Annotated in this window: 22 protein-coding genes; 7 read left to right on the top strand and 15 right to left on the bottom strand. The window is 47.5% G+C overall.

The genetic code is table 11. The features are described 5' to 3' along the window. Window positions 1–41: 41 nt before the first annotated feature. The 4 genes from BSHG_RS04665 to BSHG_RS04680 all read right to left on the bottom strand — a co-directional run bounded on the left by BSHG_RS04665 (window position 42) and on the right by BSHG_RS04680 (window position 4,481). On the bottom strand, window positions 42–1,205 hold the full coding sequence (locus BSHG_RS04665) for a Coenzyme F420 hydrogenase/dehydrogenase, beta subunit C-terminal domain (protein WP_008660786.1): 1,164 nt from the start codon (window positions 1,203–1,205) through the stop codon (window positions 42–44). 1 nt (window position 1,206) lies between these two features. Further along, on the bottom strand, window positions 1,207–2,244 hold the full coding sequence (locus BSHG_RS04670) for an acyltransferase family protein (RefSeq protein ID WP_008660785.1): 1,038 nt from the start codon (window positions 2,242–2,244) through the stop codon (window positions 1,207–1,209). Between the two features lies 1 nt (window position 2,245). Then, the gene (locus BSHG_RS04675) at window positions 2,246–3,790 is read right to left on the bottom strand and encodes an MATE family efflux transporter (protein WP_008660784.1); all 1,545 of its coding nucleotides are present in this window, start codon (window positions 3,788–3,790) and stop codon (window positions 2,246–2,248) included. A 172-nt stretch (window positions 3,791–3,962) separates the two neighbouring features. Further along, window positions 3,963–4,481, bottom strand: coding sequence for a UpxY family transcription antiterminator (locus tag BSHG_RS04680; protein WP_005788621.1), 519 nt, complete (start codon window positions 4,479–4,481; stop codon window positions 3,963–3,965). Window positions 4,482–4,764: 283 nt separating this feature from the next. Between BSHG_RS04680 and BSHG_RS23350 the strand changes: the two genes are divergently transcribed. Beyond that, window positions 4,765–4,917 carry a hypothetical protein gene (locus BSHG_RS23350; RefSeq protein WP_162837783.1) on the top strand — a complete coding sequence of 51 codons (153 nt, stop codon included), beginning with the start codon at window positions 4,765–4,767 and terminating at the stop codon, window positions 4,915–4,917. 224 nt (window positions 4,918–5,141) lie between these two features. Further along, complete coding sequence (locus tag BSHG_RS04685) at window positions 5,142–7,517, top strand: DUF3987 domain-containing protein (protein ID WP_008660783.1); 2,376 nt, start codon at window positions 5,142–5,144, stop codon at window positions 7,515–7,517. Between the two features lie 269 nt (window positions 7,518–7,786). On the opposite strand, the gene BSHG_RS04690 is transcribed toward BSHG_RS04685, so the two are convergent. After that, the gene (locus BSHG_RS04690) at window positions 7,787–8,035 is read right to left on the bottom strand and encodes a DUF4248 domain-containing protein (RefSeq protein WP_005788618.1); all 249 of its coding nucleotides are present in this window, start codon (window positions 8,033–8,035) and stop codon (window positions 7,787–7,789) included. A 191-nt stretch (window positions 8,036–8,226) separates the two neighbouring features. Here BSHG_RS04690 and BSHG_RS04695 point away from each other — a divergent pair, with 191 nt between their 5' ends. Together BSHG_RS04695 and BSHG_RS04700 are read left to right on the top strand one after the other, a co-directional pair. Beyond that, window positions 8,227–8,679: an HU family DNA-binding protein gene (locus BSHG_RS04695; protein WP_005788616.1), complete on the top strand. Its 453-nt coding sequence runs from the start codon at window positions 8,227–8,229 to the stop codon at window positions 8,677–8,679. A gap of 280 nt (window positions 8,680–8,959) precedes the next feature. Then, window positions 8,960–9,409 (top strand): N-acetylmuramoyl-L-alanine amidase, encoded by a 450-nt coding sequence (locus BSHG_RS04700; RefSeq protein WP_005788614.1) that lies wholly within the window; start codon window positions 8,960–8,962, stop codon window positions 9,407–9,409. Window positions 9,410–9,538: 129 nt separating this feature from the next. On the opposite strand, the gene BSHG_RS04705 is transcribed toward BSHG_RS04700, so the two are convergent. The 4 genes from BSHG_RS04705 to BSHG_RS04720 form a co-directional block, all read right to left on the bottom strand. Next, entirely contained in the window at window positions 9,539–11,944 is a 2,406-nt protein-coding gene (locus BSHG_RS04705) for a GumC family protein (RefSeq protein ID WP_008660782.1), read from the bottom strand. A gap of 13 nt (window positions 11,945–11,957) precedes the next feature. Next, on the bottom strand, window positions 11,958–12,746 hold the full coding sequence (locus BSHG_RS04710) for a polysaccharide biosynthesis/export family protein (protein WP_008660780.1): 789 nt from the start codon (window positions 12,744–12,746) through the stop codon (window positions 11,958–11,960). Window positions 12,747–12,901: 155 nt separating this feature from the next. Beyond that, window positions 12,902–14,305, bottom strand: a complete 1,404-nt coding sequence (locus tag BSHG_RS04715) for an undecaprenyl-phosphate glucose phosphotransferase (RefSeq protein ID WP_005788605.1) — start codon at window positions 14,303–14,305, stop codon at window positions 12,902–12,904. Window positions 14,306–14,762: 457 nt separating this feature from the next. Beyond that, entirely contained in the window at window positions 14,763–15,683 is a 921-nt protein-coding gene (locus BSHG_RS04720; protein ID WP_009293248.1) for a Tsr19 family tyrosine-type DNA invertase, read from the bottom strand. Window positions 15,684–15,917: 234 nt separating this feature from the next. On the opposite strand from BSHG_RS04720, the gene mpi reads away from it, so the two are divergent. Beyond that, window positions 15,918–16,511, top strand: coding sequence for a serine-type multi-promoter DNA invertase Mpi (gene mpi / locus BSHG_RS04725; protein WP_005803229.1), 594 nt, complete (start codon window positions 15,918–15,920; stop codon window positions 16,509–16,511). A 138-nt stretch (window positions 16,512–16,649) separates the two neighbouring features. Here mpi and BSHG_RS04730 read toward each other — a convergent pair whose 3' ends face one another. Then, entirely contained in the window at window positions 16,650–17,231 is a 582-nt protein-coding gene (locus BSHG_RS04730; RefSeq protein WP_005788598.1) for an HdeD family acid-resistance protein, read from the bottom strand. A gap of 93 nt (window positions 17,232–17,324) precedes the next feature. Here BSHG_RS04730 and tpx point away from each other — a divergent pair, with 93 nt between their 5' ends. Further along, a complete protein-coding gene (gene tpx, locus BSHG_RS04735; protein WP_005788597.1) occupies window positions 17,325–17,825 on the top strand; it encodes a thiol peroxidase in 501 nt (166 codons plus the stop codon). 147 nt (window positions 17,826–17,972) lie between these two features. Here the strand turns inward: tpx and BSHG_RS04740 are convergent, their stop codons facing one another. The 5 genes from BSHG_RS04740 to BSHG_RS04760 form a co-directional block, all read right to left on the bottom strand. Beyond that, window positions 17,973–18,590 (bottom strand): DUF4840 domain-containing protein, encoded by a 618-nt coding sequence (locus tag BSHG_RS04740; protein ID WP_008660772.1) that lies wholly within the window; start codon window positions 18,588–18,590, stop codon window positions 17,973–17,975. 362 nt (window positions 18,591–18,952) lie between these two features. Continuing rightward, the gene (locus tag BSHG_RS04745) at window positions 18,953–19,594 is read right to left on the bottom strand and encodes a DedA family protein (protein WP_005788593.1); all 642 of its coding nucleotides are present in this window, start codon (window positions 19,592–19,594) and stop codon (window positions 18,953–18,955) included. 132 nt (window positions 19,595–19,726) lie between these two features. After that, window positions 19,727–21,163, bottom strand: a complete 1,437-nt coding sequence (locus BSHG_RS04750) for a tetratricopeptide repeat protein (RefSeq protein ID WP_005788591.1) — start codon at window positions 21,161–21,163, stop codon at window positions 19,727–19,729. 98 nt (window positions 21,164–21,261) lie between these two features. Next, on the bottom strand, window positions 21,262–23,001 hold the full coding sequence (locus BSHG_RS04755) for a glutamine--tRNA ligase/YqeY domain fusion protein (RefSeq protein WP_005798520.1): 1,740 nt from the start codon (window positions 22,999–23,001) through the stop codon (window positions 21,262–21,264). A 70-nt stretch (window positions 23,002–23,071) separates the two neighbouring features. Beyond that, on the bottom strand, window positions 23,072–23,884 hold the full coding sequence (locus BSHG_RS04760) for a PstS family phosphate ABC transporter substrate-binding protein (RefSeq protein WP_032497486.1): 813 nt from the start codon (window positions 23,882–23,884) through the stop codon (window positions 23,072–23,074). A gap of 304 nt (window positions 23,885–24,188) precedes the next feature. Here BSHG_RS04760 and pstC point away from each other — a divergent pair, with 304 nt between their 5' ends. Further along, on the top strand, window positions 24,189–25,385 hold the full coding sequence (pstC, locus tag BSHG_RS04765; protein ID WP_005788582.1) for a phosphate ABC transporter permease subunit PstC: 1,197 nt from the start codon (window positions 24,189–24,191) through the stop codon (window positions 25,383–25,385).

Here is a 25,385-nt window from a genome sequence, read left to right as displayed (position 1 = left end):
ACCATAGTTATGAGCATCATGAAAAGTAAGTATTCCTATTTTCATGTAAACCGTTTTTTGAGAGTTAGTAAAATCATATAAAAGCGATTTTTCAAGAGATCTTGATGTGTGATCCTATAGTATTTGTTCATTATTTGAAAGAAAGGCATTGAAGCATAATCCTGCCAGAATGTAGCTTTGTTGACTGGTTCGGGTACAGGATACTTTAGATTAGGTTGTATGCATTCTTTGATGTTGCTTTCTAGATAATTGAAGTCATCTTTTATATGATTCCATACGATTTCAGCTTTAGTATTATTAAGCATAATAAGTGAGATCCCTCTATTATCAGTGAACTGAGGATGATGTTTCTCGATTCCCCAAAAATCACCTATAGTGATATCGCCAGGGCGCAGATAGTTGGTAAAACGGCAGGCATGGCATGAAGGACGTGTTGTGAGATGGCTATAAAAGATGTCATTCCAAAGACGAGAAAGTACTGTATTGAACTGGCTGGCATTCTTGCCAAAGAAAAGGCGAGAATTCTGATATCTCCAACCAAAAGTCTTGTCTTTCATAAAAATACCTGTGAAGTGAAAATCTGAGTTTTGACGAATAAAATTGAGGTAGTCATGAAACACTCGGGGTGAGGGTACTCCATGACAGAGGATATCTACTGTGAGTAGGTTGTCGTAGGATCTCTGTAAGTATCCTTTGAGCCCTTCCACTTGGCAAGGAGTACCACTGAAGAGAACGAAACGTTGCTCTTGGAGATAAAACTTAACTTGTTGATAAATACCAGTTAAATTACTTTGCACATATTTGGAACCTCTGAATTTCAGTGTGTCTTCTTGGGTTTCTGCTCTGCGATGAACTACTACAAAATTGTCATCATATATAGCTCCGAATATTACACCGGCTTGCCGAAGGGCATAGTCTGTAAGGGAGGCAAATACACCACCACTAGAGGAGGATATCCAAGTTTTTTCATTATGATGATGAAGAGCGAGAATATGGGGATTTACATTTTTTTTATTGCTTATAACATCGTATCGGAACACAGGACAAACTTTATTACAAAGGCCACAATCGATGCATTGTGTAGTGTTGATATGTGGATAAAGGAATCCTTGTTCATCCTCCTGCATGATAATAGCACCCCTATTACAAGCGGAGGTACAGGCTGTACACCCGCAACAGTCGTATTTGGAAGTAAGTGTTATCACGTTAACTGATATATTTAGATACAAAATGGTTCCATATATAGAGACGTATCTTATCTATTAAAATAGCTGCTGTAAAGAATGTTAATAATAGACCCGTGATTACCAACAGGCATGATATACCATTGTAGGTAACTGCTAGTTGTTGGATGTGTGGTTTCATAAAGTATTCCCATATGAAGAAATGGAATAGATAAACAGCAAAACAGGACGCCGCAATCCAATTGATTCCTTTGTTTTGAAAAGCGAACCTATTAAAGAAAAGGAGCAGATAAAGTGCACCTGCTATCACTAATGGGCTCGTATAAGTCCAAAACATACAAAAATATCCAACTTTGTCAAAGTAGCATGTAATGATTAGCATTAGGGCTGTAAAAGTAGACAAACTTATGTACATAAGGAGATTCTTGCTTTTTGACCACTGTGTATAAGATGGTTGATAGATACGAACGTAGCGCGCTAAAAGATACAGCCCCATAAAAGAGAAGGCAGAATATCCTTTTTCAAAATAGGGGGCCCCATTGGAAAACCAGCCATATATTGTCTGGAAGATAAAAAAAGAGAGCAGCACTGTACTAAATGTTCTTTTGTCAGTTTTTTCAACGAAGGCATTGAGGATGGGAGCCATAATAAACATACCTAAATAACACTTCACAAACCAAACATTATTAGTGAGCATCAAACATCTTTTAATACCACTTATCGATAATGGTTCAATGCCAATCAATATTGTAAAAGTATAGATACCAATTAAAAAGAATGCACACTGAAAAAGCAGATTGCATAGACTTTTAATGTGGAAGTTTATGCCAAACCAGCCTGATAATAAGACGAAAGAGTTGACACAGACGATAGCAAATGCTTCTATAATAATTCGAAATACAGAAAATAAAGGAAGAATTGTCATTTCTGTCCTGTCAGGCATACCAAGAGCCTGAAAATCGGCATGTACTACCAAAACGAAAAACATTGAAAGCAAACGTAACGACTCCAGATTGGAAGAACGAACTTTTTTAACTGTGAAGTTATTGACTAAGGACATATTATTTATAGCGTTTTGATACTTTGTTCACTATTACCTTAACTTTACTAAATACCATGACACGCTCTTCACTATTGCAACCAATATATAAAATAGAGAGAAGTGTACATGAAAATGAAACTACACTTATGAGAGTAAAAGTATAAATATTTTCTTCAAGTATAAAGTGTAGGTACAGAGGGAGTATAGAGGCTGTGATGGTGACAAATATTACATTGAAATATACCTTTTTAAGGAAGGAGCGAGCAGGAAAGTGTATCATATTACGTAACATAATAACACGGGCCATTTCGCATATCATAGATATGATAATAGCTATTATCACAACTGATTCTGGAATACATCCTAAACGAAGGCAGATATAAGATAAAGGTAAATTGACCAGATTAAGTCCACCGACTATGATTTGAAATTTTTTGATCTTCCCAGTAGCCAGCATAGCGTTTATTAGAGGATTGGCTAAAGATTCACTCATAGTGAAGAATAGGACAAGCTGTACGAATAGTACAGTATGTTTTGGTACTTGCCCCAACCATAATTGAAGAATAAAATGGGTATTACTGATGATAGGTAAGGCAAGGATAAGTAAAATGTAATAAGAAAGTCGTGCACCTTGAAAGATGAGTTGCATCATGTAATCATAGTTGCCAGAAGCATAACTTTTTGTAATTTGTGGATTGAGTGCTGTCTGAAAGTTGGAAACAAAACCACTGACTGCATTGTTGACTTGCATGGCAACTCCACGAGCTGCATTTACGGCTGGTCCACAAAACATATTGATGACAATGTTTCCGCCTTGGTCACGGAGAATAGCTGCTATAGAGCCGATAAAATTCCAACCGGCGAAACCGAACATATTTTTGAGTAAAGACTTATCAAAAATGAAATGGTAAGTACATTCCTCAAAATGGTGTTTACAATAAAAAATATATATACTTTGTATGATGGTAGAATTGAATACAATGAAGCCTGCGAACCAAATTAGTTTATCTATCGGAGCTATAGAAATGGTTAGAGCGACAGCCAGTTTCCCTATGACATCAAAAATACTGATATAGGCAAAAGCTGACATTTTTTCGTGTGCTACTATTGTTCCGGTATAGGGAATACTCATTAACGAAAGTGCAAAAGATATAATAGAGAACTGATAAATGATATTGGCGGCAAGTATACGTTCTTCGGGTATTACCATTTTGTTATTTAGAAACCAAAGTCCAATGGTTTCGGCAAGAATAACCACGATGATAACCAGAAAAAACTGTATAGAAACAGCTGTTGAAAATACTTTTTTTAGTTTTTCTTTATTTTCTGTTCCAAGTTCAAAGGTGATAAATCTGCTGATGGATGACACTAGAGAGCCCGATATAATGGAGAACATAGCGACAAGGCCGCCTACTACGTTGTATATACCAAAATCCTCTATACCTAATGCATTTAGGTTGACACGGCTGGTATATAAGCTAACCAGCATTAAAAAGAGCATTCGAAAATACAATAACAGTGTATTTTGGGCTATGCGTTTGTTATTTTGAGAATCGCTTGGCATATGATATTAGTGCTCTTTACGTAGCTGAGTAAAATTTAGGCAGCCTCCATTGGGGATAGTTTTCCCATAAAATAGGGGTTGCCTAGCTGTATTAATAGGGGGAAGGCTTTTATTGAGGAGGCTACTGATCTATTCAAAATTTCAATATTGTATTTCAGTGGGTGGAACATGTTCATCTCACCGCCTCCATCTTTCCCACTCTCTCCACGAACCCCACCGGCATATCCACATGGGCGCAGCCCAGCATATCCAGCCTTACCGCCACCTTGCTTTTGCCGTCGATGGTCACCAGCTCGCCTTCCAGTCCGGCGAGGGGGCCTTTGATGACTCGCACCTGTTCGCCGGGGGCGAGGGGGGAGGAGCACACTTCGATGGCTTCTTCGGAGTAGTCGAGCATGAAGCGGAAGCGCTCCATCTGCTCGTCGGGGATGACGGCGGGGGTGCTTTGTCCGCGCAACACCATGTAGCGGCTGACGGACGAAAGGGTCAACACTTCGGCACGTTCTGCCGGGTCGACGTGTACGAAGATCATCATCGGGATGACTACGCGCTCGATCTTTTTGCGGCGGTCGCTCCATTGATGGATTTCTTCCTGCACGGGGAGGAAACTTTCGATGCCCATTGCCGTCAGGCGGTCACGGGTTTTCTTTTCGTGATAGAGACGGACATAGGCGGCAAGCCAGGATTTCATGTCTGATTGGGAGTATGGTTTGAGAAAGGGGAGGGAGGGTCGCTCCCGGATACGCTACGCGGTTACCTGTCACAGTTGCCTGCTGGGGTAAACCGAATCTTACGTTTGATTTTGCTGCAAAGATAGATATAATTTTACTAAATACAACAAATTGTTTATGAAAATAGAAAAAATAATGAATTTTAATCTTTAGGTGTTACTTTTGTAAGTTTTAATAATTAACATATCTTTTAATTTTAATAATTATGGAAAAAAAACGAACAAGTTTAAGAGTCCGAACGAATTGCTTAAAGAGTTGTCCGGACAGGTGTTTGCCCTGGTGCGTGAGCTTCCCAAACCGCTTTCGAGAGAAGAGATGCGGGAGTTGAAACGGTTGTGCCGCTTCCTGAACAATACGGTGAAGGATCAGGAGCGGAAACAGGAGGTGAGAAAATAAATCCGGGTGTTAAAAAGAACCGGGAGACGGATGGCGAAAGTGGGGTGCGGGTGGGTGTGGAGGCTTTCCGAAGAGACTTTTACGGCGGTTTTAACATTCGGAAGTGTAAAAAGTTTGTTGTTCTTTTGCATCATGGTTCATTGCAGAGGATGCGCAGTGGCAAGGGTTTTGCTTTGTGCGCTTGGCGGCGGATCGGGATTAAAAACATTAAAATTTAATACTCAATGAAAAAGAGAGAGTTTAAAATTTCCTTTTTCCTCCATGTGTGGGAAAAGAAAGCGGAAGAGATTTCGCTGGAAGAGTTTCATAATGACCTCAGGGGAGCACGCTGGAAGGTGCTTGCCGAGTCGTACCGGCGGTGGATGCGGACGGGCATGACCGAGGAGGGCAAAAGGCTGAAAGGGGCTCTGAATGCGGTGGTAGTGGCCGGCAAGTGCCGGGGCGGACATGCGGCGAACCAGGTGACCGAGCTGAACGGACTGGCGCTGTTCGACTTTGATCATTGCCTCGAGATGCTGGCCGGGATGAAGGAGAAGGCTGGGGCGCTGCCTTATGTGGTGGGGGCTTTTGTCAGTATCTCGGGTGAAGGGCTGAAGCTGATTGTGCGCATCGATGCCGAGAATGCCGGGCAATATGCGGTGGCTTATCCTGTCGTTGCCCGTGAGTTGGAACGGGTGCTGGGGCATCCTTGCGATATGTCGTGCCGCGATCTGGGACGGGCGTGCTACGCTTCGTATGATCCGGAGGCGTACTATAATCCCGGTGCCGGGGTGTTTCCGTGGCGGGAGCAGGTGGACGGGCTGTTGCAGGCGGAAGGGGAGTGTTCCGAGCAGTCGGTGGGCAAGGCTTGCCCGGCGGGCGTTGCTTCCGAAGCGGGGGATGGCTTTATGCAGGTTTTCCTGAATGATTTTGATGCCCGGAATCCGTTTGTGGCGGGAGGGCGCCATGCGTTTGTGCTGAAGCTGGGACGTGTTGCCCGGTATAAAGGTTTTTCGCCGGAAGAAATGCGGCTGTTGCAAAAAGCAGTGGTTGAGAAATACGCGCAGGCTGATTTCGGGAGCGGAGAAATAGAGAAAACATTATCGTCTGGTTATCAGTATGTTTCTGCCAGGAGGGCGGACGCTGTCATGGCGAGTCAGGGGCCAAAAGTCCAAGGGCCACTCTATGCGCCAGAGGAGGGGGAGAGTGAAGAGGATATGGAGGATGTGTTGTTCGGAAAAAGTGAAGAATTTCGTCGGGTGGCTCCTTACTTTCCCGAAGAGGTGTTTGAGCATTTGCCTGATCTGCTTGCGCAGGGGGTGAAGGCGGCCGGCAATTATCGGGAACGCGATATGTTGCTGATGGCGATGATCACCAATATCAGCGCCTGCCTGCCCGAGGTGCGTGTATTGTACGATCAGGTGTATTACTCGCCGCATCTGTATTACATGGTGATAGCCCATGCGGGAGGCGGAAAGGGGGTGGTGTCTCTGGCCGGCTTGTTGCCCGGAGAGATTCACCGCTATTATGAGAAGCAGAACGAGGAGATGCGCCTGGTGTATGATAAGGCCTTTTTTGAGTGGGAGCTGGAGTTGAAAAAGGCGCAGGCGGAAAAGCGTTCGCCGGACTTTTCGCTGCGTCCCAAAGAGCCTGTCCGTAAGCTGTTGACGCTTTCGCCCAATGTGTCGAAGAGTATGCTGATCAGTGCATTGGAGGAGAGCGGCAAGCTGGGGTGCTGCATCAATGCTACGGAGCTGGACATGGTGTCGGGAGCTATCCGGAATGATTACGGAAAGCACGATGATGTGTTTCGGGCGGCTTTTCAACACGAAGTGGTTTCGGCCGATTTCAAGGTGAACGGCCGTCAGGTGGTGGCCCATAATCCGCATTTGGCGTTGTGCCTTGCCGGCACTCCCAACCAGCTGGTGCGTTTCATTCCTTCGTTGGAGAACGGTTTGTACAGCCGTTTCCTGGTGTATACGGGCCAGAGCGATTGGTGTTGGCGTTCGGCTGCCCCGCGGGAGGGAGGTGAAGATCATCGGGCGATGTTTGCCCGCCTGAGCGGCCGGTTGTTGGAGTTGCACCAGTTCTTGCTTCAGTCCCCCACGGAGGTTACGTTTACGGCTGCACAATGGGAGGAACATACGTCTCGTTTCTCCTCACACTTGTCCGAGGTGGTGAACGAGCGGGATGATTCGCCGGGAGCGATCGTGCTTCGTCACGGGCTGATGGCGAGCCGGATAGCAGGGGTGCTCACTGCCCTTCGCAAGGGAGAGTGCGCCTGGGCGATGCCGCAGTATGTATGTTCGGACGAGGATTTCCATACCGCTATGTTGATGACGGATGTGTTGTTGGAGCATAGCTTGCTGCTGTCCACCAGTGTGCGGAAGAGCGAGAGTAAGTCCGGGCCCCTGAAGCCTTATTTCAGGTTGCGTCCGGTGTTACAGACTTTTTCAGGAACTTTTACTTATAAGGATGCGATGGATCGGGCGGTAGAGATGGGGATTCCGGTAACCACTTTTAAACGGCTATTCAGGAAGACGATAGAGCTTAAAATTATTGATAAAGAGGGAGATATGTATATCAGAACGCGGCGGGGCTGGCGGGAGACTGACGCATAGAGTGGCCCTTGGACTTTTGGCCCTCGGAAAACACCGGAGCAAACGAATGAATGTATGAAAAAACTCTTAAGCCTTTTCCGAAAAGACTTAAGAGTTTAGAGGAAAAGACTTGGATGTTTCGAGGGAAACGTCTAAGTCTTTTTCGTGTTTTTCACCACAGAGGGACACAGAGTCTCACAGAGTTTTTTTTCTAAAAGCATATCCAATGAAAATATAGATTCTCTGTGAGACTCTGTGTCCTCTGTGGTGAATTCCCCTCTGTGGTGAATTCAGGGTTCTCCCAGGTAATACACGATCAGCCGGACTTCCCGTTTAAGGAAGCTGTGGCGGTATTTGTTGTAATTGACATCGGACAGTGCCTGTGTCAGGGCGGTGTTTTTACGCATCCAGCGGTAGAGTTTCTGCAGGGCGAGCACGGGGGCGAGTCCCGGGCAGTAAAGCTGTGCAAGTTCGGCTTTGGTGTACGAGCGGATGATGAAATCGGCTTCGGTTGTGTCTTCTTCTTTTCTTTGGTTCATGGCTTTGATTATCTGATTGTTACATACTGTAAATGTACGGAAAAATATCCGGAATGCAGTGTGTTTTTATATTCTTTTTTCCTCAAACTTTGTCATCGGTCCTCTTTCTTTGTCATTGGAGCATCGGGGGTGTCGTATCTTTGAAATGTGATTGAAAAACAGATGTTTAACTCTAAAAAGAAAGTACGATTATGAGTAAAGAAGTTACGTATTCGGTAGTGGCGCGCAAGAACATGCTGAAGAAGGATGATCCCGCCAAGTATTATGCCCAGGCACAGGCCAGCGGCGATGTGGGGCTGGACGAGATCTCGACCCGGGTGGAAAAGGCCTGTACGGTACATTCGGCGGATGTCGTGGCAGTGCTGAAGGCGCTGGAGGATGAAATGGTGGATGGTCTGTCGAGGGGAGAGATTGTCAGGCTGGGGAATATCGGCACCTTCCAGGTGGGCCTGCGAAGCAGGGGAGCGGAGAAGGCGGAGGATTTCAAAGCGGCGAATATCAGCAAGGCGAGAGTGAACTTCCGTCCGGGGCCTGTGCTGGCGGATGCGATGAAGACGCTCAATTTCAGTAAGGTGAGTACGCGGGCGGCGCAGAAAGGCGATGGAGGCGGGGACGGGGATATTGTGGATGACCCGACAGCATGACCCGACCACAGAGTGACACAGAGTCTCACAGAGGAGGAATTTCAACGACCTTTCTGTAAATCCGGAAATTAAAATTCTCTATACTATAGTCCCGGGGATTAAGATTCTATATCAGCTTGAAAATAAAGACTCTGTGTTGCTCTGTGTCCTCTGTGGTGTAAACGTAAAACAACTTAATATAGCAAAACAACGATGAAGAAGTTACAAAGAATCTTGGAATGGGTGATTGCATTCCTGATGTTTCTCAGTGGGAGGAATGTCGAAAAATGAAGGGGGAAGTATGAGGAAAATCGATTTGATTGTGATTCATTGCTCGGCAACGAGAGAAGACCGGTGTTTTACGGAGTTCGATCTGGATGTCTGCCATCGCAGGCGGGGATTCAACGGGCCGGGATACCACTTCTATATCCGGAAGGACGGGCGGATTGTGTCTACCCGTCCGGTGGAGAAGATCGGGGCGCATGCCAAGGGGCACAATGCGACGAGTATCGGTATCTGTTATGAAGGCGGGCTGGACGCGAGGGGCCGTCCCAAGGATACCCGGACGGAGTGGCAGGTACATTCGATGCGGGTGTTGGTGAAAACGTTATTGAAACAGTATCCCGGCAGCCGTGTGTGTGGCCACCGGGATCTGAGTCCGGACCTGAACGCCAATGGGGAGATCGAGCCCGAGGAATGGATAAAGCAGTGTCCGTGTTTTAATGTGATTGAAGATAAAAAATTACATTGATGTTTTAGAATTGATTATGAATCGCCAAAAGGGTTAATTAAATTAACTCTTTTGGCGGTTTGCTTTTCATGGAATAAGTGTAACAAATAATTAATTCATTATATTTTATAAAATCATAGAGATGCTTTTCTAATTATGCTTTTGTCCGTAGCCGTAGCCATAACCGTACTTCTTTCCGTATCCGTAATAGCGGCCGTATTTTCCGTATCCATAGTAATAGCCGTATTTCCGCTTTTTCATGTCCAAGCCGTTGATTACGGTACACAGGTTGGGGAGCTTGTTGCCCAGGCGGAGATCTTCGAGCAGGGTATAGTCGGCTTTGTGGGTATAGTCGGCGCGGCAGACATAAACCGATAGGTCGGCCACCCGTGCGATGATCTGTGTGTCGGTCACCATTCCGATGGGAGCGGTGTCGAGCACGATATAGTCGAAGTGCTTTTTGAGGATATCGATGGCTTCCACCAATGCCTGGCGTGCCAGCAGTTCGGTCGGGTTGGGCGGTACGGTTCCGCCGGGGAGGATGCTCAGGGTGCGGGATATCCCGGAGGGCTGCACCATAGACATCAGGTCGGTGGTCTGCGGGCCGGCCAGGAACTGGGTGATTCCTTTTTCTTTCTGCGAGAGGTTGAAGACCTTGTTGAGTCCCGGCTTGCGGATGTCGAGCCCTACGATGACTACTCTTTTGCCCAGCAGCGAGAGGCTGATGGCGAGGTTGGTGGCTACAAATGTTTTTCCTTCGCCGCTGATGGTAGAGGTGACCAGGATGACTTTATTCTCTTCGCCCAGCATAAACTGCAGGTTGGTGCGGATGCCCCGGAAGGTTTCCGCCATCAGGCTGTTTTCGTTTTCGCGGACAGCGATGCCTCCCGCTTTCCCGTTACCCTCTTCGGCCAGGGGGATGTCTCCGATGATGGGGGCGGAGGTCAGCTTTTCCACATCGGCCCGTCCTTCTATCCGGAACTGGAGCAGCCCCATGACGTAGATGATGGCTACGGGGATGCCCATCCCCATGACGAGGGCTATCATATAGATCGTTTTGGTCTTGGGAGAAACGGGACCGTTGTCCGCCATGGCCTCGTCTACGATCTTGGCGTTGTTGGCAGTGGCGGCCAGTGCGATGGAGTTTTCTTCCCGTTTCTGCAACAGCATCAGGTAGAGTCCGGCTTTGATCTCCTGCTGCCGGGAGATGCTGACGAACTGGCGTTCCTGCGCGGGCGCATTGCTGATGCGGCGGTTGAACTTGCTGGCCTGACGGTCGAGGTCGGCCTTGGTGATCAGCAATCCTTTCTGAACGCTGTGGATGGTGGTCAGGATGTTTTCGCGCATGGCACGGATGCCGCTATCCAGATTCACGATCACCGGGTTGCTTTCCGAGGAGTTGCGTAGCAGGCGGTTGCGCTGAAGCACCATTTCGTTGTATTGCCCGATCAGGGAGGAGAGTGACTGGTCGGGCAGGCCGACGTTGACGGGCAGCACGGCGTTGATCTTGTCCGGGGCGGAGATATATTCGGCGAGGTAGCGTACGAGGTTGAGCTGGGTGCCGTTCTCGACCCGTTGTTTCTCGTAGGCGGAATTTTCGCTCACAGCCAGTTGGGCGTCGCTGGCAAGGTCCGTCAGTCCGGCATCCCGTTTGAAGGTTTCCAGCTCCTTCTCGGTACTGAACAATTCGTCGTTGATGATGCGGATACGTCCGGCGATGAACTCTTCCGTTTTCTCCGCCACTTCGTTTTTGTCGTTGTTGGTGTTCCGGTTGTAGACTTCGATCAGCCGGTTGATGAAGTCCTCGCCCCGACGCTTGTTGGTGTTTTTGAGCGAGACGATGACGATGGAGGTGGTTTTGGAGGTAGGCTCTACGCTGAGCGCCGCCGCATACCTCTTTGCCGTCTGCATGGGGTTGCTTACAACGGCGGTGAGCGTCTGCGGTTCACTTACTCCGGCGGAGTCGCCGGCAAGGGTGAAGGTGAACGTTCCGGCCGGAGTGACGAGCAGGCCCGGCAGTTTGGAGAATTTTTTGTTGTAGGAGGTTTCCCCGACGGTGGCTTTCACGTCGAGCCGGTTGCCGGGCGACAGGGTGAGTTCGAATACGGCCGGACCCGGCAGCCTGTCTGCTTCTTGCGGGGTGAGCCCCACCAGTACCGGCGAACTTTTATAAAGCTCTACTTCGTTGAAACTGCCTTTGACGGAGTAGGTGGTGTAGAGGTTCAGCTCGCTGACCACATGCTTGACCAGCGTTTTGGAACGTAGTATTTCAATCTCGTTGTCGATGTTCGATACCGAGTTGACCAGCCCCAGGCCCTCGAGCGCGGCGAGATTTCCGCCACTGTTGCCCCCTTTCTTATCGTCCTTGATGATGACCGAGGCCGAGATGTTGTAGACCGGAGTGGTCTGCCGGAGGTGTAGCCATGCTCCTGCCAGGCAGATGATGACCGAGGCTACAAACCAGGGCCACCGGATGACGTAGCGGAACAGGAGGGCATGGAAGTCTATTTTTTCTTCTTTCTCTTCGTATAGATCGTCGTATAAGTCTTCTTTCATTGTCGGGGTTTCTTTATTTGGCGATGGTGATAATTAAACTGGCAAGCGACACGAGCGTGCTTACCACGGAGAACCAGATGGTGGTGCTGGCGCTGATGTCGGCTGTCTTTGCCTTGGTCTTATTGGGGGTGACATAGAGGATGTCGTTCTGTTGCAGATAGTAGTAGGGCGATTGGATGATGTCTGCCCGGTTCATGTTCAGCGTGATGATGTGCTGGTGTCCGTCGGCGTCCTCGCGGATCAGGCGGACATTGTCGCGCAGTCCGTACACGGTCATGTCGCCTGCCATGGCAAGGGCTTCGAAGAGGTTGACCTTTTCGTTGCTGATGGTAAACGTGCCCGGCCTGTTCACTTCGCCGATGACGGAAATTTTATAATTGGCCATGCGAACCGTCACAATGGTGTTTTCTTTGATGTATCCTTTCAGCTTTTCCCTGATCAGACTTTCCGCTTCGCCTTTGGTCAGTCCGCCGATATGGAGGGTGCCCAACACGGGGAAGTCGATGTTGCCCCGGTTGTCGACCAGATATTGCTGAAGGGCCGGTTGGCTGGTCAGGCTTTTTTGTGTATTGCTGACAGGGGGGGATACGGTCAGGTTGAACGGTTCTGCCAATTCCGGATCGCTGCACGATACAACGATGGTGAGCAGATCCTTCGGCAGGATGCGGGCATCATAGAGCTTGGCCTCTGCAACGGCACGTTGCGCCTCTCCCGGGTCTTGCAAGTAGGGTACTTTCTTGTAGGACTGGCAGGAAGCCAGCAAAATACAGGTTAACGTGAAAAAAAGTAGTCTTTTTGTCATTTATCTTAATTTTAGAATATTACTATGGGGTGGCTCACCACAGAGTACACAGAGTTTCACAGGGTTTTCATCTTTTGTGTGATGGGGGAAAAAAAATTCTCTGTGAAACTCTGTGTTCCTCTGTGGTGTAATCTCTTTTATTCATTTTCTTTATTTTAATAAGCTTCTTTTTCTCCTTCCAGCGCATTTCTTACGGTTTTATATATAATATATAGATCGAGCATGAAGGTCCAGTGCTCGATGTACCAGATGTCGCGTTGCACACGTCCTTCCATTTGCCATAGTTCGTGAGTCTCTCCGCGGAAGCCGGTGACTTGCGCCCAGCCGGTGACACCCGGTTTCACGAAATGGCGGACCATGTATTTGTTGATCAGTTGTGAGTATTGTTCCGTGTGTTTCAGCATGTGGGGGCGAGGGCCTACTACCGACATGTCGCCCATCAGTACGTTGATGAACTGCGGGAGTTCGTCGATGCTGCTTTTACGCAGGAAGTTGCCGAAGCGCGTTTTGCGGGGATCGTGCAAGGTGGCCTGCAGGGTGTCGCTCTGCGTGTTCACCTTCATGGAGCGGAACTTGTAGCACCAGAATTCCCGTCCGTCTTCTCCACTGCGCTTTTGCTTGAAGAAGATGGGACCCGGCGAGGTGATTTTGATGGTCAGCCCGACAATGACATAGATAATGGGGAAGAGGGTGCAAAGAAACAAGAGCGAGAAAGCGATGTCGAACACACGCTTCCTGAATCGGTTTTCGGCAAAACTGAGCGGCTCCTGGCGGATGCAGAGTACGGGCACGTTGCCCAGGAGCTCGAAGTACATGCGCCGCTTCAGATAGCTGCGCACGTTGGGGACACTGAAAAAGCGTATCAGGTGATTTTCGCAATAGTCGATGATGGGGAGAATCTCTTCGCTGCGGGCCGAAGGCAGGCAACAATAAACCTGCTCGACTCCTCCCTGCTTCAGGCGGTCCACAATCTTACCGGGTTTTCCCAGATAGTTCACCTTTTCGGGGAAGCGGCTGCCGGGCTGGTCGTCAAAGTAGCCGATGACACGGAATCCGGAAGTGACGTCGTCCGTCATTTGATGGTAGAGTTCGATTATATTGCTATTGCTTCCCACCAGAATGATGCTGCGGGAGTTGCCTCCATGCTTACGATAGGACTTCAGGATCTTGCGGAACAATAACCGGTAACAAACCAACAGCAGAGTGAACGCAATGTAGAACAGTAAGAAAAAGCGGGCGGAAAGGATGCCGAAGTTTCCAAAGGTGAGCGCGCAGGAAAAAAACAAGGCGTGTCCCGCACTGTTGCGTAAGGCACGCCATACGATTTGCTCGGGACGTACTACACGGCGGTGCAATATGATACCTGAAGACATGTTGCTAACCAGGTAGCATAAGTTGAGCAATACCAGTACTTGGGGAAGTGAGTGAATGAATGGATCTGCAAAAAATTTGCTCCCCAATAGGGTGTACAAGGACAGAAAGGTGCCATTCAAGAGAATTAGATCTCCGGTGAATACAATCCTTTTAATGACTTTATTGAACCGCAATACCTGTTTCATACTGTACTTTTAGAAATGTTTGCGATAGTTGTCGTTAATGTTTGAATAACTACCATCTTGCTGTGTGCATTGCAATTTGTTCCCTTACTTATTAGGTAATAGAACAAAGTGATCCCTTACTTATTAGGTAATAGAATGCGGAATAGCGAAAAGATATGAAATATAACTTTTAGAGGTTAACTAAACATAAAACAGGGGCTGGATTATATAATTCTGATGTCAAATTATTGCAAATTGTAAACTCCTGTTTGAGTAATTACATCAAACAGGAATTATGACTAATATTTCTATTAAGTGAATAAATTATTTCAAACTGATACTTCAACTGGTTATAATCCACTTTTATAGAAAAGAAATTATCATTTTGTTTGTGGAGTTTCAATTATTATCTCTATTTTTGCAGCGATAAAACAAATGAATCTGTTCTATTACCTAATAAGTAAGAGAACAGCTATTATCACTCCTCCTCCTCTTTCTTAAATCTCACGGCGGCAATCACTTTTTTATTTGCGTTACTGAGCGTTTTGTTATCAAAAGATGCCAGATAAATGTATGTCACCTTCTCTGAAGCATGCCCCATTCCCGCACTGATCACTGAAACCGGAACCCCTTTCTGCAGGGCCGTGGTCGCCCAACTGTGGCGTGCCACATAAGAGGTCAGCGGAGTCTTCAATTTCAGTATTCCGGATATCTGGTTGAGGCGTTTGTTGTATACCCTCAATGCACTTCGGTACTGCTTGTGCCCCTCCTCTCCGGCTGCGCTGATGACGGGCAGCAGATAGACGGATTCTTTGCAAAGCGAGGCATACTTACGCAAGATCACTTTGGCGCAGTTTTCTATGATTACCGTAAGTTGCTGTCCCGTTTTCTGGCGGAAATAAACGAGCATGTTTCCCTGCACATCGGTCTTGCGGAGATGTACCAGGTCGACAAACGGGATTCCCCTCAGGTAGAAGCTTAGCAAGAAGAGGTCGCGGGCAAAATCGAGCCGGCTGTTCTTGCTGAAATCTGCTTCGAGCAGGCGGGAAATGAGGACGGGTGAGATGGCCCGCTTGGCAGTGGGCTCGTTGCCGATAAAAACATTCTCAAACAGCTCGCGGGTGTTGAGCGAAGCTATGTTCTGCTCCGATGCCTGATTGCAGATGGAACGCAACATGCGCATGTAGAGCGAGATCGTGTTGTACCGTTTCCCGTTGAGGATTAAGTATTGCTCGTACTCCTTGATACTCTCGGGAGTGATCTCTTCAAAAGTCAGTGAGGCTTTTCCCGCAAACTTCTGAAAACTGTGCAAAGTGTAGAGGTAGGTATTGGCTGTGCTGTAACGCCCGCCTAACTTCGCTTTTCTTGCTAAAGATTTAATGAATTTTTCTATTTCCATTTTCTTGTTCTTTTTAGTGTGTTCAAGAACACGGTTTATAATAAAAAAGATTTTGAGTGACAGATTGGAAAATATGCTGGAAATTAGTAAAAAATCAATAGCATAAATGTATAGACGAATGAAAGTTTCAGAAATACCCAAGTGGCATGAGAAAAAAGGAACGTAAAAAAGTGTCCCGTATTTGAATGAATAGCCGTTTTTTCGTGGTGTATTAATCATTTAAAAACATGAATTATGGTAATAGCTTATTTGAGAGTAAGTACGGAAAAACAGTTTTTGGCTAATCAGAAGGAAGAGATTATGCGATTTGCAGAGAAGAATGGGTTGTCGATTGACAAGTGGTACACAGAGACCGTAAGCGGAAGCGTGAGCACAAAAGACAGAAAGTTATCAGAGTTATTGAAGAGAATGCATCCCGGGGATACACTGATTGTAACGGAGATTTCGAGATTGAGCCGTACACTGCTCGAGATTATGACTATCCTGAATTTTTGTATTAAGAAGCAGGTAGTGCTCTATAGCACCAAAGAGGGCTATGTGTTTCAGGACGACATCAACAGCAAGGTGCTGGGATTCGCGTTCGGACTGATGGCGGAAATAGAAAGGAACCTGATTTCGATGCGTACCAAAGAAGCTCTCGCACGCAGAAAGCAGGAAGGAATGACTTTAGGCCGAAAGAAAGGGGATACGCCTAAAATAAAATTGCTGCGTGCCAATAAGCGCGTACTTACCAAAGAACTTGACAAAGGAACTACTTACTCGGAATTGGCGGAGAAGATGGGGGTATCCAGAACAACCCTGTTCCGGTTTATGAAAACGATGTATTAGTAACGGTTAGGGGAGTCATAATTCACCACAGATTACACAGATTCTCACAGATTAATAATTTATTTTACTGAGAGTTTAATTAAAATATCTGTGTTAATCTGTGTAATCTGTGGTGAATAGGGGTTCATTCAATGTTTATCATTTACCGTTCATCACCGTTGATCGTTTATGAAGGCTTTTCAGTTCGAAGGACAACATGACACGGAAGAATCCGATGATCAGGAAAGTGAATGCCAGCATATATATAACGTAGAGGGCACCTACGGCCGGCTGCCACAGGATGATCAGCGAACAAATGATGGCGAGGATGCCGAATCCCATGTACCATCCCCACTCACGGGTGCCATAACGCTTCAGGTCCATAGAATAGCCTGTGGCGGAGAAACCGCGGAACATCATCCAGAAGGCGACTATGAACGGTATGACTTCCATGCTGAGCAGCGGATAGGCTACCAGGTAGATGCCTAAGATCAGATCGATGATACCGCCTGCGAGGTACCATCCCCAGGACGAGATGCCTCGCCGGTTGCTGATGGAGAAGATGATTTCGATGATACCACTTATCAGCATCGAAATGCTGAAGATGACGCTGAGGGCAATGTAACTGCTTCCCGGTGCGAATAGCAGACAGAGAGCCACGATGATGTACAGAATACCCAGAATAAGAGATAACCACCAGTTTTTGACTGCGTGTTCCATCTCGTCGAATAAAGTTTTCATATCAATTTTATTTTTTAGATTATTGTCCATCGTGAACAAAGTTCTTGCACCGATTGTTTAGAATATAGTAAATAAAACTTAGAGTTATCAATTATGGCAACAACAAATTTCAAAGGACAACCGGTAAAGCTGATTGGCGAATTTATACAGGTTGGAAAGGTGGCTCCCGATTTCGAGCTGGTGAAAAGTGATTTATCTTCTTTCGCACTAAAAGATCTGAAAGGTAAGAATATTGTTCTGAATATTTTCCCGAGTCTGGATACCGGTGTGTGCGCCACTTCGGTGCGTAAATTCAATAAAATGGCAGCCGGAATGAAGGATACCGTGGTATTGGCCATTTCGAAAGACTTGCCGTTTGCCCAGGGACGCTTCTGCACGACAGAGGGTATCGAAAACGTGATTCCGTTGTCGGATTTTCGCTTTTCGGACTTCGACGAGAGCTATGGCGTGAGGATGGCTGACGGACCGCTGGCCGGACTGCTGGCGCGTGCGGTAGTGGTGATTGGGAAAGACGGGAAAGTAGCTTATACAGAGCTTGTGCCGGAGATTACTCAGGAGCCGGATTATGAAAAGGCATTGGCTGCTGTGAAATAATCTTTTTTTTTGAATGGTTTCAAGGAACAGAAAGTCCGTGTTCACTCCGGGGGGTGAGAGCACGGACTTTTTCATGCGGGTATAAAGCCTGTCTTTACAGGCTTTACCCCCTATGACTACTGCTTGTTACGTGTGTTGAACAGGCAATTACTTCTTTTTGGTCATATCGAAGTTGAACAGGGTCTGAGGAACAGGTACCGCTACGCCTGCCAGTTCCACTTTATCGGCGCTGAGCTTCAACTTCAACTGATTTTTCTTGTAAGCAAAGCTGCCTTTGTCCGGAGACGAAATGGTTACGGTAACAGTCTGTCCTTCCTGGCCTTCTACGGCTGCAGGCAGTTGAAGGGTCAACGGTTTCGGATCGAAAGCAAGGTAGATGCTGTCCTTCTCTGTATTGAGAGCCGGCTTGTAGCCTACTTTGTATTTTACGTCACCGATGGCTTTGACAATGGCTTCCGCTTTGTCTTTATCGCCTACAATGGAGGTAATAAGTTCGGTTACCGGCAATTTGTCGAAGAACACCGTGTCATTTTTCACCGTAGCGTTTACGTCTTGTCCCTGGGGAGCTTCTCCGGCATTTTCTTTTACAGTGGCGGGAGTCACCGGAGTTATCAGTACTTTTCCGTTATAGGTGCCTGCCACATCGTTGGTGGATGGAGGAGGAAGCGGAGAATTGTCATCGTTGTTGCAAGAAGACAAGGTTACCACTGAGAAAGCAATCGCAAAAGAATAAAAAAGCTTGGTTAAGTTGAAATCTTTTTTCATTTTTTTAAACATTAAATTTGTTACATAAATTGCTTTTTCATCAAACAACTGTAAGGCCTAGGATTTGTTTTTTTGATGAATTGTCAATAACTGGTTTGGTGTACGTACAATAAGTAAATGCAGAAAATATAAAGGTACTGCATGGAGGACGAAAAAAAAGAAAGATTTTTTTTGAGGGAGGGATGAAGGCGGAGTTTTACCACGGAGTACCACAGAGTCTCACGGAGTAATAGAGAGTAGAGAGTAATACAGAGTAATACAAAGTTCTTAGAGTTCACTACCATTCGTTATCGATAGATTAAGTTCACTCTGTGTTGCTCTGTGTTACTCTGTGGTGAATGCTGATTCTTGCTGTGGAGGCACTATTTCTTTTTCTTCATTCCTTTGTAGACAAGGAAACCTACGATGAAGACTCCGATGACGATGAAGCAGTAGCCCAGTTCATGGCTGTATTCTGTTACTTTGGCAAGCAGTTGCTCTTCGCTTTCGATGCCGGGTACGGTGGAAAGATAATAACCGATGGCAGCGAGGATAGTGTTCCATAATCCGGCACCCAGAGTGGTGTAGATCAGGAACGTGTGCAGCTTCATGCGGGCAAGTCCTGCAGGGATGGAGATCAACTGGCGGACAGCGGGAATCAGGCGACCGATAAAAGTGGAGAGTGCTCCGTGCTTGTCGAAATATTCTTCGGCATGCTGCACTTTGGCTTCATCGATCAGGCACATGTGTCCGAAGCGGCTGTTGGCGAACTTGTAGACGATGGGACGTCCCAGCCAGCGGGCCAGATAGTAATTGATAATAGCACCGAGGTTGGCTCCCAGGGTGGCGAAGAGCACTACCAGATAGATGTTCAGCTCTTCGTTGACTGCCGCTTTGTAAGCTGCCGGAGGAACGACTACTTCGGATGGAAAAGGAATGAAAGAACTTTCAATGGTCATTAATAAAGTAATGGTCCAGTAATTGAGGTGGTCTAAGCACCACTGAATGAAGGCTACAGATTCCATTTGTTTAATTTAGATTGAATTGATATAGTTTTGTTTTTTTGATTTACCACAGAGTACCACAGAGTTTTTTAATCTCTTGTTGATAAGATATGAAGAGAAAATAATCTCTGTGGAACTCTGTGGTGAACTTGATTATTTTTCGTCTTTTAAAAAATCGTCCAGTTCGCGAAGCATCTGTTCTCCGTCGACACCCATTTCCAGTATCGTATCCCGGAGGGAGTCGAGATTGATGGAATCGCCGGACATCGCGTTGTATTTCTTGAATCCTTCATGATCCTGAAGGACGAGGCATACGGCGGCCAGTTGTTCGCAGATCTTGGGGTACTCGGGATCTTCTTCCAGCACCTGCTCGAAGCAGAAGCGTGCGTTCTCGAGCATGCGGAACTCGAGGCTGTAGTTGCCTATTTCCATCCAGGTATCTGCTTCGGGGGCATAGCGGAGAGCCAATGCCCACTCTGCACGGGCCAGGTCGAAATTATCCTCTTCCATATAGATGCGTCCCTCGAGCAGGTAGGGCTCTGCATCTTGGGGGGCGAGCTCTTTTGCCAGTCGGCAAAGCCGATGGGCTTCTTCCGAGTCGCCTTGGCGGGAAGCGCAGAGTGCTTTGTTTGAATAGATATCGGACAATAGCGGGGAAGAACCGTTACCGTTTTCTTCGATCGCCCGGAGAGCCATGCTGTAACTTTCGTTGGCTTCAGCCCAATTTTCCTGCTGGGTGTAGGCCAGTCCGATGAACATATATGTAAATTCGGGGGAGAGCGTTTTATACTTCAGGGCTTTCCGGTATTCAACGATGGCTCCCTCGATGTTCTCAAGATGAAAGAGGCTGTGTGCCTTGATGATGTGGGCTTCGCCGAATTCTTCGTCGGCTGCGATGGCAAAGTCACAGGACTCGATGGCTTTATCGAAATCTTTGGTGGCAAACTGGCATTTGGCCAGGCCTACCCAATAAGCCGGGTTATAGGGATTCTTGTCGATCAGCTTGTTGAAGACAACGATGGCTTGCTCTATGTATTCTGCTCCGGCCGCACCGTAGCAATCGGCGGTGGCTGCCAGGAAGTCTTCGTCATCTTTGTACATCTCCGCACCCCGTTTGAGCCATTGTACGCCTTTCTCCGGATAACCTAAGTCGGTGTACAGGTAGACAATATCGACCAGGATGCCCAGGTCGTTTTTCTCTTCTTCTTCTATGCTGTCGAGCATTTGGTCGGCGGCATCCAGTTTACCTTCGTTCAGCAGCAGTTCGGCCAGGAGTAGTTTTACGTTGGAGGAGTAAGTGTCGGTGATGAGTTCGGCCACCTCTTTGGCCTTTTGGGGTTGATTGAGATCCAGGAACAGGTAAGCCTGTTCGACCATGAGGTCGGTGTGTCCCGGATGGAGTCCGAGTCCGTATGTTATGACCTCCTGGGCTTCCTTAAACTTACGTTCGGAGGCATATAGATCGGCAATATCAGCCAATTGGTCACCGTCCAGGTATAGCGATTCGTTTTTGGCTTTTACCGCTTCGTATTGTGCGATAAGGTTCTGTAATTCCCGCTCTCTTTCGGACGGGGAGTTTTTTCTGCCCAATTTAATTAGCAATTATACAGTTAATAATCATTCGATTCGACGGAGGGGGAGGTGTGTCCCCTGTGGTGAGTTCCGACACACGCTCCCTTGCCCAAAAATTATTTATTGATCTTTCCCCAGGTATCTTTCAGTCCTACGGTGCGGTTGAATACCAGATGTCCGGGGGTGGAATCTTTGTCGATATTGAAATAACCGATACGCTGGAATTGCAGATAAGAGAGCGCGGGCATGTCGGCCACGTACTTCTCTATATAGCAATGGGGCAGTACGGTCAGTGAATCCGGATTGATCATTTCCTTCATGGCTTCGAGGGCGTCGCAACCTTTGGCTTCACGGATGGCTGCCATTTCGTCGCGCGGGTTTTCCACTTTCCAGAGACGGTCGTACAGACGCACCTCTGCCGGCAGGCAATGGTTGCAGCTGAGCCAATGGAGGGTGCCTTTCACTTTGCGGTTGGCGTCGGGCATGCCGCTTCTGGTGTTGGGATCGTATTCGCAGTATACCTCGGTCACGGTGCCGTTCTCGTCTTTCTTGCAGCCTGTACATTTCACGATGTAGGCGTTCTTCAGACGCACTTCCTGTCCCGGAGTCATGCGGAAATATTTCTTCGGGGCATCTTCCATGAAGTCATCGCGTTCCATCCACAGTTCGCGGCTGAATTCGATGGTATGGCTTCCGGCTGTCGGATCTTCGGGGTTGTTGATGGCTTCCAGTTCCTCAACTTGTCCTTCGGGATAGTTGGTGATGATCAGTTTCACCGGGTTCAGTACGGCAGATACACGGGTGGCACGGGCATTCAGGTCTTCGCGTACGGCGCTTTCGAGCAGGGCGAAGTCGTTGAGTGCATCGTAAGTGGTGTAACCTATTTTATCGATGAACTTACGGATGGATTCGGGAGAATAGCCGCGACGGCGGAATCCGCAGAGAGTCGGCATACGGGGATCGTCCCAGTCGTTCACCAGTCCTTCCTTCACCAAGATCAGCAGGTTGCGTTTACTCATCAGCGTGTAGTTCAGGTTCAGTTTGTTGAACTCCGTCTGACGGGGACGGTTGTCGTCCAGGTCCTTGCCTTCTTTCAGCCAGTCGATGAACAGGTCGTAAAGAGGGCGGTGAGGCACGAACTCGAGTGTACAGAGTGAGTGGGTGACTCCTTCGAAATAGTCGCTCTGACCGTGTGCAAAGTCATACATCGGGTAGGCTTTCCATTGGGTTCCGGTGCGGTGGTGTGCCACATGCAGGATGCGGTACATGATCGGGTCGCGGAAGTGCATGTTGGGGCTTGCCATGTCTATTTTGGCACGAAGCACCATGGAACCTTCCTTGGCTTCGTCGCTATTCATCTTTTCGAACAGGGCAAGGCTCTCTTCGATCGGACGGTTGCGGTACGGACTCTCGACACCGGGTTGGGTGGGAGTGCCTTTCTGTTGCGCTATCTGTTCTGAAGTCTGCTCGTCTACGTAGGCCTTGCCTTCCTTAATCAGAGTGACGGCAAAGTCCCATAATTGTTGGAAATAATCTGAGGCATAATATACGTTGCCCCATTGGAATCCCAGCCACCGGATATCTTCCTGGATGGCTTCTACATATTCCATATCCTCTTTCGTCGGGTTAGTGTCGTCGAAACGAAGGTTGCACACACCGCCGTGTGCGGCAGCGATGCCGAAGTCGAGACAAATGGCTTTAGCGTGCCCGATGTGCAGGTAACCGTTTGGTTCCGGCGGGAAGCGTGTTTGTACTTTTCCCCCGTTCTTTCCAGCTTTCAAATCATTTTCTACTGCCTGTTCAATGAAATTGAGGCTTTTCTTTTCGCCTGCTTCTTCGTTTTTTATATCTGTCATATCTGTCATTATTATAAAAGCTCGTAGCTAATAAGTTGCTGCAAAAGTAGGATATTTTTTTTGTATATCCTTATTTCACGGGTATATATCCACTCTTTTTTATAATATCCTGTCCTTCGGGAGAGAGAATAAACTCGAGCAGGGGAGCGATTTGTGTTTTGTTCTTTGCATCATAATAGTAGTAGAGGGGGCGGACGATGGGATAAGTCTTGTTGGTGGCGTTCTCTACGGTCGGGGTGGCATAGTGCTCGCCATCATACGAGATGGACAGAGTCTTGATGCGCGGCGACACATAAGCGAGCCCTACATAGCCGATTGCCCCTTTGGTCTGGCTGACAGATTGGATAATAGCTCCGGTGGCGGGCATGGAGAGACTGCTGCTCATATAATTCTTGTTCTTGAGGACGCTCTCTTTGAAGAACTCGTAGGTGCCGGAAGAGGTCTCGCGAGAGTAAACCACGATCTTGCGGTCGTCGCCTCCCACTTGTTTCCAGTTGGTTATTTTTCCGCGGAAGATGTCTTCCAGTTGCCGGCGGGTGAGTTTTTTCACCGGATTGGACGGGTGTACAACGACAGCCAGCGCATCGTAAGCGACGATCACTTCGTCTATATCCCGTTTGGCGGCTTTGGCTTTCATCTTTTCGCTGAATTTGATGGGGCGTGAAGCCATGGCGATGTCAGTGGTGTTGTCCATCAGGGCGGAGATGCCTACCCCTGTACCGCCTCCGGTGACTGTGACACGGGCGTCGGGTTCACGGTTCATGAAGCGTTCGGCGGTTTGCTGGGCTACGGGCAGTACGGTGTCACTGCCTTTGATGCGCTGAGCGTTGGCATGCAATGCTACGAGTGAGAGGGCGGCGAATAAGATAGTTCTAACTTTCATATGATTAAGTTTTGAGTTTGATTCACCACAGAGTAACACAGAGTTTCACAGGTCTTTAATCTCTTGTTACAGTATTTTAGAGAAAACGAATTTCTTTGCGAGAGTCTGTGTTCTCTGTGGTGAATCCTGTGGTGGATTCTATTTTATGTGCAAATAAAGCAATAGCGTGTTACATTCCTGTTTCAAAACGTGTCGCATCTTGTCTTGTAACAGAAACGTAACAGGTTTGAAACAGTTCCTTCAAACCGTATTCACACCTCCTTAATACTTACTCCGTTTCTTTGCATCATGAAAATCAAAAGGTATGAAGAAGGTTTTTGAAAGAATTATAGAAGGAATATTGACCTGTAGCGGTTTTGTAACGAGTATTACGATTCTGCTGATTGTGCTTTTCCTTTTTACCGAGGCATTCGGCCTGTTCAGCAGCAAGGTTATTGAAGAGGGATATGTGCTGGCGCTGAACAAAGATAATAAGGTAAGCGAACTGACACCGATGCAAATTAAAGATGTCTTTGATGAAGAGATCACCAACTGGAAAGAGTTGGGGGGTGAAGATCTCCCGATCCGGGTGTTCCGTCTGGAAGACATCACGCACTACTACTCGGAAGAAGAACTGGGAGAAGCCTACGAGAATGCAGGGGAAAAGATTATGGAGCTGATTCAGAAAACACCCGGTATCGTTGCTTTTATTCCTCAGAAGTTTGTGGTACGGCCGGATGCGGTACATTTCATAAAGGATAACACCATTTCTGTGAAGGAGGTCTTTGCCGGAGCGGAATGGTTTCCGACGGCTACTCCCGCACCTTTGTTCGGCTTTCTGCCGCTGATAACCGGTACGCTTTGGGTGAGCCTGTTTGCCATATTGATTGCTTTGCCGTTCGGACTTTCGGTATCGATCTATATGTCAGAGGTGGCCGATTCGAAAGTACGTAGTTGGCTGAAGCCGGTGATAGAGTTGCTGAGCGGTATTCCTTCGGTGGTATATGGCTTTTTCGGCTTGATCGTGATTGTACCTTTGATTCAGAAAGTATTTGATTTGCCGGTGGGGGAGAGCGGACTTGCGGGAAGCATTGTGCTTGCCATCATGGCATTGCCCACCATCATAACGGTGACTGAAGACGCCATGCGCAACTGTCCCCGTGCCATGCGTGAAGCCAGCCTGGCACTCGGAGCTTCGCAGTGGCAGACCATTTATAAAGTAGTGATCCCTTATTCGATCTCGGGCATTACCTCGGGGGTGGTGTTGGGTATCGGACGCGCTATCGGCGAGACGATGGCGGTTTTGATGGTGACCGGAAATGCCGCCGTGATTCCCACTACCATTCTCGAACCTTTGCGCACAATCCCGGCAACCATTGCGGCCGAACTCGGAGAAGCACCGGCAGGGGGACCACACTATCAGGCTCTGTTCCTGCTGGGGGTAGTGCTGTTCTTCATTACATTAATCATCAACTTTAGTGTGGAGTACATTTCATCTAAGGGCGTAAAACGTAGTAAGTAA

Source organism: Bacteroides sp. 3_2_5 (assembly GCF_000159855.2).
Lineage (GTDB): Bacteria > Bacteroidota > Bacteroidia > Bacteroidales > Bacteroidaceae > Bacteroides > Bacteroides fragilis.
This window is presented reverse-complemented; position numbering and strand designations above follow the sequence as displayed.

Bases quoted from the DNA above. Each gene is read 5' to 3' on its own strand.
- tpx (WP_005788597.1), top strand. From the start codon at position 17,325: ATGGCAACAACAAATTTCAAAGGACAACCGGTAAAGCTGATTGGCGAA.
- BSHG_RS04755 (WP_005798520.1), bottom strand. From the start codon at position 23,001: ATGACAGATATAAAAAACGAAGAAGCAGGCGAAAAGAAAAGCCTCAAT.
- BSHG_RS04705 (WP_008660782.1), bottom strand. From the start codon at position 11,944: ATGAAAGAAGACTTATACGACGATCTATACGAAGAGAAAGAAGAAAAA.
- BSHG_RS04760 (WP_032497486.1), bottom strand. From the start codon at position 23,884: ATGAAAGTTAGAACTATCTTATTCGCCGCCCTCTCACTCGTAGCATTG.
- BSHG_RS04690 (WP_005788618.1), bottom strand. From the start codon at position 8,035: ATGAACCAAAGAAAAGAAGAAGACACAACCGAAGCCGATTTCATCATC.
- BSHG_RS04745 (WP_005788593.1), bottom strand. From the start codon at position 19,594: ATGGAATCTGTAGCCTTCATTCAGTGGTGCTTAGACCACCTCAATTAC.
- BSHG_RS04720 (WP_009293248.1), bottom strand. From the start codon at position 15,683: ATGGAAATAGAAAAATTCATTAAATCTTTAGCAAGAAAAGCGAAGTTA.
- BSHG_RS04710 (WP_008660780.1), bottom strand. From the start codon at position 12,746: ATGACAAAAAGACTACTTTTTTTCACGTTAACCTGTATTTTGCTGGCT.
- mpi (WP_005803229.1), top strand. From the start codon at position 15,918: ATGGTAATAGCTTATTTGAGAGTAAGTACGGAAAAACAGTTTTTGGCT.
- BSHG_RS04715 (WP_005788605.1), bottom strand. From the start codon at position 14,305: ATGAAACAGGTATTGCGGTTCAATAAAGTCATTAAAAGGATTGTATTC.
- BSHG_RS04695 (WP_005788616.1), top strand. From the start codon at position 8,227: ATGAGTAAAGAAGTTACGTATTCGGTAGTGGCGCGCAAGAACATGCTG.
- BSHG_RS04675 (WP_008660784.1), bottom strand. From the start codon at position 3,790: ATGCCAAGCGATTCTCAAAATAACAAACGCATAGCCCAAAATACACTG.
- pstC (WP_005788582.1), top strand. From the start codon at position 24,189: ATGAAGAAGGTTTTTGAAAGAATTATAGAAGGAATATTGACCTGTAGC.
- BSHG_RS04730 (WP_005788598.1), bottom strand. From the start codon at position 17,231: ATGAAAACTTTATTCGACGAGATGGAACACGCAGTCAAAAACTGGTGG.
- BSHG_RS04740 (WP_008660772.1), bottom strand. From the start codon at position 18,590: ATGAAAAAAGATTTCAACTTAACCAAGCTTTTTTATTCTTTTGCGATT.
- BSHG_RS04700 (WP_005788614.1), top strand. From the start codon at position 8,960: ATGAGGAAAATCGATTTGATTGTGATTCATTGCTCGGCAACGAGAGAA.
- BSHG_RS04680 (WP_005788621.1), bottom strand. From the start codon at position 4,481: ATGAAATCCTGGCTTGCCGCCTATGTCCGTCTCTATCACGAAAAGAAA.
- BSHG_RS04670 (WP_008660785.1), bottom strand. From the start codon at position 2,244: ATGTCCTTAGTCAATAACTTCACAGTTAAAAAAGTTCGTTCTTCCAAT.
- BSHG_RS04685 (WP_008660783.1), top strand. From the start codon at position 5,142: ATGAAAAAGAGAGAGTTTAAAATTTCCTTTTTCCTCCATGTGTGGGAA.